The 11352-nt window shown below is 39.2% G+C and carries 11 protein-coding genes and 3 tRNA genes; 10 read left to right on the plus strand and 4 right to left on the minus strand.

From position 1 onward, the window contains the following. Positions 1–53: 53 nt before the first annotated feature. From ACKVEV_RS17395 to ACKVEV_RS17440, 10 genes are all read left to right on the plus strand, one after another. On the plus strand, positions 54–281 hold the full coding sequence (locus ACKVEV_RS17395; protein WP_402928504.1) for an anti-sigma-F factor Fin: 228 nt from the start codon (positions 54–56) through the stop codon (positions 279–281). Positions 282–524: 243 nt separating this feature from the next. After that, positions 525–4037, plus strand: a complete 3513-nt coding sequence (gene mfd / locus ACKVEV_RS17400; protein WP_409367520.1) for a transcription-repair coupling factor — start codon at positions 525–527, stop codon at positions 4035–4037. A 189-nt stretch (positions 4038–4226) separates the two neighbouring features. After that, the gene (gene spoVT, locus ACKVEV_RS17405) at positions 4227–4763 is read left to right on the plus strand and encodes a stage V sporulation protein T (protein ID WP_024362596.1); all 537 of its coding nucleotides are present in this window, start codon (positions 4227–4229) and stop codon (positions 4761–4763) included. A 163-nt stretch (positions 4764–4926) separates the two neighbouring features. Continuing rightward, positions 4927–6546 carry an oligosaccharide flippase family protein gene (locus tag ACKVEV_RS17410; protein WP_409367521.1) on the plus strand — a complete coding sequence of 540 codons (1620 nt, stop codon included), beginning with the start codon at positions 4927–4929 and terminating at the stop codon, positions 6544–6546. A 9-nt stretch (positions 6547–6555) separates the two neighbouring features. Continuing rightward, the gene (gene mazG / locus ACKVEV_RS17415; protein WP_409367522.1) at positions 6556–8016 is read left to right on the plus strand and encodes a nucleoside triphosphate pyrophosphohydrolase; all 1461 of its coding nucleotides are present in this window, start codon (positions 6556–6558) and stop codon (positions 8014–8016) included. 4 nt (positions 8017–8020) lie between these two features. Further along, positions 8021–8311 carry an RNA-binding S4 domain-containing protein gene (locus ACKVEV_RS17420; protein WP_402928472.1) on the plus strand — a complete coding sequence of 97 codons (291 nt, stop codon included), beginning with the start codon at positions 8021–8023 and terminating at the stop codon, positions 8309–8311. 133 nt (positions 8312–8444) lie between these two features. After that, the gene (gene yabP, locus ACKVEV_RS17425; protein WP_004229167.1) at positions 8445–8744 is read left to right on the plus strand and encodes a sporulation protein YabP; all 300 of its coding nucleotides are present in this window, start codon (positions 8445–8447) and stop codon (positions 8742–8744) included. Positions 8745–8776: 32 nt separating this feature from the next. Beyond that, on the plus strand, positions 8777–9232 hold the full coding sequence (yabQ, locus tag ACKVEV_RS17430; protein WP_409370581.1) for a spore cortex biosynthesis protein YabQ: 456 nt from the start codon (positions 8777–8779) through the stop codon (positions 9230–9232). A 16-nt stretch (positions 9233–9248) separates the two neighbouring features. Next, complete coding sequence (locus tag ACKVEV_RS17435) at positions 9249–9653, plus strand: FtsB family cell division protein (RefSeq protein WP_409367523.1); 405 nt, start codon at positions 9249–9251, stop codon at positions 9651–9653. Between the two features lie 134 nt (positions 9654–9787). Continuing rightward, complete coding sequence (locus ACKVEV_RS17440; protein WP_024362602.1) at positions 9788–10216, plus strand: S1 domain-containing RNA-binding protein; 429 nt, start codon at positions 9788–9790, stop codon at positions 10214–10216. Positions 10217–10520: 304 nt separating this feature from the next. Here ACKVEV_RS17440 and ACKVEV_RS17445 read toward each other — a convergent pair whose 3' ends face one another. The 4 genes from ACKVEV_RS17445 to ACKVEV_RS17460 form a co-directional block, all read right to left on the minus strand. After that, positions 10521–10769 (minus strand): hypothetical protein, encoded by a 249-nt coding sequence (locus tag ACKVEV_RS17445; RefSeq protein WP_409367524.1) that lies wholly within the window; start codon positions 10767–10769, stop codon positions 10521–10523. Between the two features lie 152 nt (positions 10770–10921). Continuing rightward, positions 10922–10993, minus strand: a tRNA-Glu gene (locus ACKVEV_RS17450). A gap of 5 nt (positions 10994–10998) precedes the next feature. Then, positions 10999–11075, minus strand: a tRNA-Met gene (locus ACKVEV_RS17455). Positions 11076–11084: 9 nt separating this feature from the next. Beyond that, positions 11085–11159, minus strand: a tRNA-Gly gene (locus ACKVEV_RS17460). Positions 11160–11352: the final 193 nt, after the last annotated feature.

Here is an 11352-nt window from a genome sequence, read left to right on the forward strand (position 1 = left end):
CCAAAATGTCTATACTTTAAGTAGAAAGTTGCTTAAAGGAGGATGATTTGGAGATGTCAATTCGCTATCGATGTAGGCATTGTGAAGTAGAAATAGGAACACTACCATTTGATGCAGATGATACAATTCGAAAGTTGCATACTTTTGAATTAGGTGAGGCAGATGATTATGTTGAAAAGGATCAACATGGGCAAACGACTGTACACTGCATTTGTGAGCAATGTGAGGATTCGCTAAGACAATATCCAGATTATCACGCACTCAATAAATGGATACAATAATTGGAAGGATGCTTTGGCGCACATTGTGTGCGTTCAAAGCTTTTTCCGTTTGAATTTTTTAAATAGTAGGCTAGATTGCTGACGGGTAAGTCTTATTTTTTAAACCGAGAGTGAAATGGCTAGGACAATTATACAAAGGTGAACTTGTTAATTAGACAATTGGAATGTGAAATATTGTACTAGATTGATAGTATGATGCACATTGAATAATGACAATTTTCGCGCTGAAAGGAGCTTTTGACTGTGGAAGTTTTACGACAGCTTGTGTCGCAGGACAAACATATCACATCATTTTTACAGGAGATTCAGAGCGGCAATACAGCATCTCAGCTTATTACAGGTTTAACAGGGAGCGCACGGCCAATACTGGTCGATGCGCTATTTGACCATGTGCAAAAACCTATTTATATTGTGTCGCCTAATTTATTACAGGCACAAAAAATGGCGGATGAGCTTGTTGGGCTGTTAGGAGAGGAATACGTCCACTATTACCCAGCCGATGAGTTTATTGCGGCTGACTTATCAGTAGCCTCTCCAGAGCTTCGAGCAGAGCGAATCGCAACGCTGGATTGTCTAGCGAGAGGTGAAAAAGCCGTTTATATCATTCCTGTTGCGGGCTTACGAAAAATGATGGCCCCGAAAGAGCATTGGGCCCATTATTTTTTACAAACCGCAGTAGGTGAAGAAGTACAAATAGAAGAATGGTTACAAACGCTTGTAACGATGGGGTACGTCCGTAACTCAATGGTAACGACACCAGGAGAATTTGCGTTGCGTGGGGGTATTTTAGATATTTACCCTCCGTATTTAGAGGCACCTATTCGAATGGAGTTATTTGATACAGAAGTGGACTCGATTCGTACATTTTCTGCGGATGATCAACGTTCAATAGATAAATTGCAAAAGGTTCGTATTTTACCTGCTTCAGAAGTCATTTTGACGAAAGAAGAACGATTGGCATTAGCGAATCGTTTAGAAGCGGCGCTTGCAACGAGCTTGAAAAAGGTTAAGAAGCAAGAGACGAAAGAGCTTCTCTATCAACATATTCAGTACGATATTGAATTGTTGCAACAAGGAAGCGTGCCTGACTTTGTAAATAAATATGGCTCGTTGTTATATGATAAAACGGCTTATTTAGGTGATTATTTTGCACACGATGGCATCGTACTATTCGATGAGCTCGGCCGTATTCAAGAAGTGATGGATGCTTGGGAACGTGAAGAAGAAGAGTGGTTTTTATCACTGATTGAAGAAGGGAAAATGGTCCATGATGTGAAGCCAGCCTTTTCTTTAAAAGAAATATTGGCGATGCTTTCACAGCAGAAGCTATATTTCTCACTATTTTCACGTACGTTTGCAGGTATTAGTTTTAATAAGACGACTAACTTTTCATGTAAGCCGATGCAGCAATTCCATGGGCAAATGGCGCTATTACAAAGTGAAGTGGAACGATGGCAGCTTGGTAAATTTACGGTGCTTATTGTAGCCAGGGATCAACATCGCGTGAAGCGTGTACAGCAAATGCTTGAGGAATACGATATTCATGCAACCATCGGAGAGCCGACTGAATCAGGTCTGTATATTGTAGAGGGTGGCTTGTCGAGCGGGTTTGAACTACCTTTGCAACGTTTAGCAGTTGTCACAGAGGATGAATTATTTAAACAGCAAGCAAAGAAAAAATCGCGTCCTCAAAAAATGACGAATGCAGAGCGAATTAAAAGCTATACAGAAATTAAACCGGGCGACTATGTCGTGCATGTGCACCACGGGATTGGGAAATACATCGGTGTAGAAACACTGGTGGTTAATGGCACGCATAAGGATTACTTACATATACGCTATCGCGCAGACGATAAGTTATATGTACCCGTAGAGCAAATTGATTTAATTCAAAAATATGTGGCATCTGAAGAGCGTGAACCGAAGCTACATAAATTAGGCGGCACAGAGTGGAAAAAGGCAAAAGCGAAAGTATCCTCTGCCGTTCAAGATATTGCCGATGATTTAATCAAGCTCTATGCTAAGCGGGAAGCAGAAAAAGGGCATGCATTTGCGCCAGATAATGACGACCAACGTAATTTTGAAGCGTCGTTCCCATACGAAGAAACAGAAGATCAGCTACGCTCGATAGTGGAAGTAAAACGTGATATGGAGCGTGAACGACCAATGGATCGCCTTGTATGTGGTGATGTAGGCTATGGTAAAACAGAGGTAGCTATTCGTGCGGCATTTAAAGCGATTCAAGATGGCAAGCAAGTTGCCTTTTTAGTACCGACAACTATTTTAGCACAGCAACACTATGAAACGATTCAAGAGCGTTTTCAAGACTATGCAATTAATGTAGGCTTATTATCTCGTTTCCGTACAAAAAAAGAACAAGTTGCTACATTAAAGGGTTTAAAAGAGGGGCAAGTTGATATTGTTATAGGAACTCATCGAATCCTATCTAAAGATTTAATATTCCAAGATCTTGGCCTGCTTATTGTCGACGAAGAACAGCGTTTTGGCGTGACACATAAGGAAAAAATAAAACAACTGAAAACGAATGTCGACGTGTTAACTTTAACCGCAACGCCGATTCCAAGAACGTTGCATATGTCTATGGTAGGTGTGCGTGATTTATCGGTAATTGAAACGCCGCCGGCAAACCGTTTCCCAGTTCAAACGTATGTGATGGAGCATAGTGGTGCACTAGTAAGAGAAGCAATTGAGCGAGAAATGGCGCGTGGTGGCCAAGTATTTTACTTATATAACCGTGTAGAAGATATGGCACGTAAGGTGGAAGAAATTCAAATGCTTGTCCCTGAGGCACGTATTGGACATGCGCATGGGAAAATGACCGAATCACAATTAGAATCTGTTATTTTAGCCTTTATAGATGGGGATTACGATGTCCTTGTAACGACTACAATTATCGAAACAGGTGTAGATATTCCGAATGTTAATACGCTGATTGTTCACGATGCGGATCGAATGGGTTTAGCACAGCTTTATCAATTACGCGGTCGTGTTGGTCGATCGAATCGTGTTGCTTACGCTTACTTTATGTATCAGCGCGATAAAGTACTTACAGATGTAGCGGAGCAACGACTACAAGCGATTAAAGAGTTCACGGAGCTTGGATCTGGGTTTAAAATTGCTATGCGTGATTTATCGATTCGTGGAGCAGGGAATTTATTAGGTGCACAACAACATGGCTTTATCGATTCTGTCGGCTTTGATTTATACTCGCAAATGCTGGAAGAGGCCATTGCAGAGCGACAAACTGGCGTGAAAAAAGAAGAGAAGCCAGAAATAGAAATCTTATTGAATGTTGATGCCTATATTCCTGATGCGTATATACCAGATGGATACCAAAAAATTCAAATGTATAAGCGCATAAAAGCGATGGACCAAGTCGATGAATACGAAGAAATTATGGAAGAGCTACAAGACCGTTTCGGCGATTTACCGATTGAAACAGAACGTTTATTGCGTATTGCACGGATGAAAATTTGGGGCTTAGAAATGGGCGTTACTTCTATTAAAGAAAAACAAAAGGTGATTTCCATTTTACTATCTGAAGAAGGGACGGCAAAAGTCGATGGTGGTAAAATTGTATCAGAGACGATGAAGTATGAGCGAGCTGTTGGCTTTGGTATGGATAATATGAAATTGATATTGACAATTGATGAGCGAAAATGCATAAAATACCATCATTTTGATATTCTAGAAGAAATAATGCAGATTATTGCAAATTCGAAAAAAAATATGTGAAAAAAGGCTGAACTTGTTGACAAATTACCAAGTTCAGCCTTATTGTATGAAAAGACAAATTTTTATCAAAAAAAATTAATGTTTGGATTCATAATCCTTTTCGTTCATTTTTTGCATAGATTGTCTCAAGAAAAACCATACTAATGTTGTAGAAAAATTTTAATGAATACGAAAGCGAGGCAGTTTAGCATGAAAGCAACAGGAATTGTTCGTCGTATAGATGATTTAGGACGTGTGGTAATACCGAAGGAAATTCGTAGAACGCTACGTATTCGTGAAGGTGACCCGTTAGAAATTTATACGGACCGTGAAGGTGAAATCATTTTGAAAAAGTATTCTCCAATTAATGATTTAGGAGAATTCGCGCGTGAATACGTGGAAACATTGTACGAAACGCTAGGCACGCCAGCGTTTGTAACAGACCGAGACGAAGTGATCGCTGTTGCAGGGATTGGGAAAAAAGAGTACATTAATCGCCGCATCACATCTTTTGCGGAAGGATTTATGGACGAGCGTTCAACAAAAATCGAGAAAATGGAAACAACAATTGAAATTGTTCCTGGACAATATGAGCAAGTGAAATCGTATTGTGCAACACCAATCATGGTGAACGGTGATCCAATTGGCTGTATCATTGTTTTATCGAAAGTACATTTTGTTGGTGAAGTAGAAGTAAAAGTAGTGGAAACAGCTGCTAATTTCTTATCAAAACAAATGAATAATTAATGCACATCGAAAGTTATTGTCATGACTCTTTTTTAGGGTAAACAATAACTTTTTTTGTATACATAATGCTGTACACATAGCAAAGACAGTGTTAACGTGAGCGTCTCACTTTTCAGGTATGCTATACTATTGGCATTGTTAAATGAAGGAAAGAGGACAATGTATGTCGGAACGATTTGGTATGAAAAGTTACATGAAGGGCGCGGCATTACTTACTATTGCAGCCCTTATTGTGAAGATTTTAAGCGCAATTTATCGTGTGCCTTTTCAAAACCTTGTAGGTGACGAAGGATTTTATATTTACCAACAAGTGTATCCTGTAATATCTATATTTGTAGTATGGACATCGAGTGGTTTTGCTGTAGCTATATCCAAAATGCTAGCCGATAATGATTGTGTAGTAAATGTGGAAGAACGGACACAGAACAGACACAGCATTATGCGAATTATATTTCGTTATTTAACGATGCTCTCCTTGGTGTTTTTTGTTGCATTATTTGCTGGAGCAGATGTACTGGCAAAAATGATGGGTGATGCGAATCTTGCTCCTTTATTGCGGACAGGATCTTTTATTGTGTTAGTTATGCCAGCGCTTGCCATATTTAAAGGTGGCTTTCAATCGAGAGGGATTATGGAACCTATTGCATATGCCCAAGTGCTTGAGCAAACAGTAAGGGTGTCTGTCATTTTGGCTGGTACGTTTATTGTAATGACGACGACCAAATCGCTTTATGGAGCGGGGCAAATGGCAATTATCGGGACGGTTATCGGAGAAATTGCTGGATTAGTATTAATAGCGGCTCTCTTTAGAAAACGTTTCGGTTCATTTATAGGTAAACCACAACAGCGAATAGCAAGCTTTCCTGTGTTGAAAGAGGTGACGTTGCTCAGTTTAAGTGTCAGTATGAGCAGTTTGTTATTGCTTGGCTATCAGCTTGTCGATTCTTTTACAATTTATTCAATCCTAATCGATAGTGGAATAGATCAGACTTTAGCTAAGGAAACAAAAGGTATTTATGATCGAGGGCAACCATTAGTACAGCTAGGAGTTGTCATTGCATCCTCATTATCACTTGCCATAGTGCCCCTTGTTGCGCATATGTCTAACAAGCAAAACGGACGCAGTGCAATGCCGTTTATACAGCTTACTTATAGAGCCTCTGTCTTATTTGGCTGGGCAGCTTCCCTTGGGTTAATCCTCGTTATGCCTTATATAAATGCGATGTTATTTAAAACAGATGCCCTTTCGGAAGTGCTTATGTTATACGTATTACAAATTGTACCGTTGTCAATTATTTTGACATTTACAGCCATTTTGCAAGGGTTTGGAAAATTAAAATTGCCAGCGTTATTTTTATCTGTAGGGTTTTTATTAAAAGTAGTATTCAATGTGTGGTCAATTGGGCCGTTGGGGGTGCTAGGTGCTGCTATTGCGAATAATGTTGGATTGTTGTGTACAGCCATAGCCCTCATTTTATATTTAAAAAAATTAACGGGCATTCAATTGGCCCCTGCTAGCTTTTATCGGAAACTTAGCATCGCATCATTATGTATGGCTGTAGTCGTCATACTTTGGCTACAATTTACCCCATCTTTATTAAATGGGTTCTTATCTGAACGTTTGGTGGCGGTAGTTGCTGGCTTTAGTGCGGTTTGTGTGGGCGCATTTGTGATGATTACGAGCATTGCGAAGTTACGCGTATTGGCAGAAAAAGAATGGTATCTACTACCTTTTGGTCGTAGAATGGCGGTTTATCAACTATGGTTAAATAGAAAGAAGTAGGTGGAGTTAGTGAATACATTAACAATAATTGGACTTGGCGCTGGTGATTTTGATCAGTTACAAATGGGCGTTTATAAAAAATTAAAAGCAGCGAAAAAATTATTTGTTCGGACGGTAGATCATCCTGTATTAGAGGAGTTAGCTAACGAAGGTTTACAGTTTGAAAGCTTCGATGCTGTATATGAAAAACATGGTACATTCCAGCCGGTATATGAAGAAATTGCGCAACGATTAATTGAAGCGACTGGCTCGGAAGATGTGATGTATGCAGTACCTGGTCATCCGCTCGTTGCAGAGCAAACGGTGCAACTTTTAATCCAAGCTGCGGAAGCAGATAAGGTACATTTAGTGATTGAAGGTGGACAAAGCTTTTTAGATCCTATTTTTGGAGCATTAAAAATAGACCCAATTGAAGGGTTTCAATTACTAGATGGTACTAGTTTTTCAATGCACGATATTAATATGCGTCAGCACATTTTAATCGCACAAGTATATGATACATTTAGTGCATCGGAAGTGAAGCTGACATTAATGGAGAAATATGATGATGAGTATCCAATAACAGTCGTTACGGCAGCAGGTTCCTCACAAGAAAAGCTCGTAACCGTACCTTTATATGAGCTCGATCAAAGTGTTGAAGTAAATAATTTAACAACGGTCTATGTACCTCCAGTAAAATCACAAGAAGAAGCGTTACGTGATTGGGCAACTTTCCGCCAAATTATTGCTACGCTGCGTGGACCAAATGGCTGTCCGTGGGATCAAAAACAAACACATGAATCGCTAAAAAAATATTTGCTAGAAGAAGCACATGAATATTTGGCTGCTGTCGATGCAGAAGATGATTTTGCTATGATTGAAGAGCTTGGCGATGTATTACTACAAGTATTTCTAAATGCACAAATCGGAGAAGATCAAGGTTACTTCACGTTAGAGGATGTTTTGGCTTCTATTAGTGAAAAAATGATTCGTCGTCATCCTCATGTGTTTGGCGATGTCTCAGTGGAAGATGCTGACGGAGTAATCGCTAATTGGGAAGCGATAAAGGCTGAAGAAAAAGGTCAGAGCGACAAGCCCTTGTTGGAAGCGGAATATCGCGCGTCATCTGCACTACAAACAGCGTTTAACTATCAAAACAGGGCGGCAAAAGTTGGTTTTGAATGGCCGGATGTGGATGGTGCATGGGAGAAGTTTGCAGAGGAGTGGCAGGAATTCCGTCATGAAGTGGCGAAAGGTTCTAACGTGACGCGACTCGATGAATTTGGCGATGTATTGTTTACGCTCATTAATTTAGCGCGCTTTTACAAAATATCACCTGAAGAGGCCATGTTGCATGCAAATGAGAAATTTGCAAGACGATTTGGCTATGTTGAAGCAAAAGTGAAGGCGAGTGGTAAGCCATTTTCAAATTATACACTAGAACAATTAGATGCTTTTTGGGATGAAGCAAAGCAGCTTGAAAAGGAGTAAAAAAATGAGATTAGATAAATATTTAAAAGTTTCACGTTTAATTAAACGACGTACATTAGCAAAAGAAGTAGCTGACCAAGGTCGTATTACCATTAATGATAAAGTAGCAAAGGCTAGTAGTAGTGTGAAGGCTGGTGACGTACTAGCTATTCGCTTCGGCCAAAAAATTGTCACAGCACGTGTGGAAGAATTACGTGACACTGTGAAAAAAGAAGATGCAGCAAAGATGTTTACAATATTAAAAGAAGAGCGTCTTGAAAAGGTTGAACCTGAATTTATCGATGACGAAGATTAATGGTAGCGCACTTTCAATAACGATGTGTATTTTTTTCTTAATAAAAGTATGGTAACTTTCATAAAGTTTGTCATGCTTTGAAGGTTGTCCGCATAAAGTGAACAGAAGCTAGGACGACTAAAGGAGGAAAAAAATGACGCTACATCAAGAAAGTAATCGTTACACAATTCCATCTGGAGAGCATATTTTAACGATTCGTAATCGTAAAAGAATGGACATGACTTCTGTAAAATCAATTGAACGCTTTGATCAGGAAGAGTTTTTTATTAAGACGTCCCAAGGGCATTTATTGATTCGTGGAGAGGAACTGCATATCGTTCACTTAGATGTTGACAAAGGGTTATTGACACTTGAAGGAACTGTAAAAACTTTACAGTACGACGAGGAGGAAAGTGGCTTCTCGAAAGGTTTCCTTCATAAATTGTTTGGATGATTGTTAGCCAGCAATTCGTTCAGCTATTCGTCATGGTTGTGAGCGGTATCGCAGTTGGATTTATTATTGATAGTGTAAGGCTCATTGTTTTTTCAACTCCAAAAAGGTCAAGCCTCCGAAAGTGGATGATGGTGTTGGAACTTTTGACATGGATCCTACTTGGAGGATTAACGTATTATTTATTGTTTTGGTTAAAAGACGGCGCTTGGCGGGCATATGACCCGCTAGCGCAGATTGCTGGTATATTTTTATATCAGACCTTTTTTCAAACCTTTTTACGTTTCGTTGCGCGCATAATAGTGAATATAACATGGAGACCATTTTGGTTTATCGTCCGATTAATAATCGCCATTATTCGACAAATATTACAACTATTTATTAATATTGGGGCATTTGTCTTAAGACCTTTTGTCAAAATTTATTCGTATTTGTCCTACACTTTATTTAAAAAAATTCGATATATCAAGTATAATAAAAGACAACAATAACTTCGGAGGTGCGGGCATGACTAGACGTCATTCATCAAAAGATGAACAACAAAACTACACCAAGCTTGATAATGACTATGTCCGTAGCACGGATAAAGCTATAAATCGTAAAGTGCAATCGCGTAAACGAAAATTGCGCCGTATTGTCTTTTTTGCGGTTGTGCCAGTAGTCATTATCGCCTTTCTCATCAATATACTTGTCCATCAGTCTGAGACGCTAACTGAGAAAGAAAAGCAAAAACAAGAGGCAACTCAGCATTTGGTGAAGGTAAAAGAAGAGCAGGACTCACTCAATCTTAAAATTAAACAATTAGAAGATGATGAGTATATTGCTAAACTATTACGCAAAGAGTACTTCTTATCCGAGGAAGGTGAAATTATTTTCATCATTCCTGACAAGGAAGATAAAAAAGACAACTGATAAGCTATGTATTGTTGACACACTTTTTTAGTTATATATAATGAAAAGAGAAACTTATTGCAGTAAAAAGTTTGATTAAATTGATTACATGGCTCGAAAGAGTCGCTTAATTTTTAAGGAGGAGCATTTTTTTTATGTCAATTGAAGTAGGCAGCAAGGTACAAGGGAAAGTAACAGGAATCACAAATTTTGGAGCATTCGTTGAGCTGCCAGACGGCAAAACAGGCTTAGTACACATCAGTGAAGTTGCTGACAATTATGTAAAAGATATCAATGAGCATCTAAAAGTTGGAGATGAAGTTGAAGTAAAAGTGATGAATGTTGAAGCGGATGGTAAGATTGGTCTTTCAATCCGTAAAGCAAAGCCTCAAGCTGAGAGACCAGAGCGTCCTCAACGTCCGCGTCGTGACAATCGTTCTAATGATCGTAACGAACGCCATCAGCCGAAGGAAAACTTTGAGCAAAAAATGGCACGTTTCTTAAAAGATAGTGATGAACGTCTAGCAACATTAAAACGTGCTACAGAGTCAAAACGTGGTGGTCGCGGGGCTAGAAGAGGGTAGTTTGCTGACTGTTTTAATCGTAGAAAAAGTGTATTAAATAGAGTGGGGATTAGCTTTTGTTTTATAACAAAGGCTAATCTTTTTGTTTTTTTGGTGCAAAATAGCGCTCGTTGCTAAAGCCAATTTAAACTGAGCATCAAAAAAACGTAATTTCTGTGTTTGAAATTACGTTAGACTGTAGCGAAGAATGCAATATAAACGAACGAAGTTTATTGGCTTATCGCGTTAGAGATGCATAGAATAGCGCGAGTAGACAGTTAGTTGGAGCCTTTGGAACAGTCTGTTCTTTAAAGCCTAAGGCTACCTATAATGTCGAGGTTGGCCCTTTTTTCTTCTTAGGAGCTGGTGCCGGTTGCTCTGGTGGTGCTTCAGGTATCTTCTCTACAGGATTAGTTACCATTTTTACAAGTAAGTACACACCGTACACGCTTAGTATTAGCCCGATGAGAAGTAAAATAAATTGTACAGCTAATGGTAAGTTAATAAGTATGGATATGAGAATGATCATGGAGCCACTCCCACAAGTTAAAGCCGCTTTCGTTAATAATCCCAACGAAGTAAACCCCCTAATAACGTGTGCATTTTAAAATAAGTATGCCACAATTTTAGTGCATGGTCATAGTAAAAGGACTAACACATTTTATACGATGCCATAAAACAACAAAAAAACGTCTCAGAAATATTTCTGAGACGTTTTACAAAGTATGACCCCTACGGGATTCGAACCCGTGTTACCGCCGTGAAAGGGCGGTGTCTTAACCGCTTGACCAAGGGGCCAATTATGGTGGCGGCCGAGGGGATCGAACCCCCGACCTTACGGGTATGAACCGTACGCTCTAGCCAGCTGAGCTAGGCCGCCGAATATCATTGGAGCGGAAGACGAGGTTCGAACTCGCGACCCCCACCTTGGCAAGGTGGTGTTCTACCACTGAACTACTTCCGCATGTCTTTTTAAAGGACAAGTTAAATAATACAATCCATTGTGCTAAGTGTCAACAACTTTATGAAAAAAGTTTAATAAAAATCTTAAAAAAATGAAAAAACATATTTTCACTTTATATAAAAGGGCATGCATCGTATTCATCTTAACACGAAAATAGACGTAAGCTCCATAAAATACAGTGAATAGTGGAATA

The organism is Lysinibacillus sp. 38-6, from assembly GCF_046245175.1.
In the GTDB taxonomy this organism is placed as follows: Bacteria; Bacillota; Bacilli; order Bacillales_A; family Planococcaceae; genus Lysinibacillus.

Bases quoted from the DNA above. Each gene is read 5' to 3' on its own strand.
- ACKVEV_RS17410 (WP_409367521.1), top strand. From the start codon at position 4,927: ATGTCGGAACGATTTGGTATGAAAAGTTACATGAAGGGCGCGGCATTA.
- yabP (WP_004229167.1), top strand. From the start codon at position 8,445: ATGACGCTACATCAAGAAAGTAATCGTTACACAATTCCATCTGGAGAG.
- spoVT (WP_024362596.1), top strand. From the start codon at position 4,227: ATGAAAGCAACAGGAATTGTTCGTCGTATAGATGATTTAGGACGTGTG.
- ACKVEV_RS17420 (WP_402928472.1), top strand. From the start codon at position 8,021: ATGAGATTAGATAAATATTTAAAAGTTTCACGTTTAATTAAACGACGT.
- ACKVEV_RS17435 (WP_409367523.1), top strand. From the start codon at position 9,249: ATGACTAGACGTCATTCATCAAAAGATGAACAACAAAACTACACCAAG.
- ACKVEV_RS17440 (WP_024362602.1), top strand. From the start codon at position 9,788: ATGTCAATTGAAGTAGGCAGCAAGGTACAAGGGAAAGTAACAGGAATC.
- ACKVEV_RS17395 (WP_402928504.1), top strand. From the start codon at position 54: ATGTCAATTCGCTATCGATGTAGGCATTGTGAAGTAGAAATAGGAACA.
- yabQ (WP_409370581.1), top strand. From the start codon at position 8,777: ATGGTTGTGAGCGGTATCGCAGTTGGATTTATTATTGATAGTGTAAGG.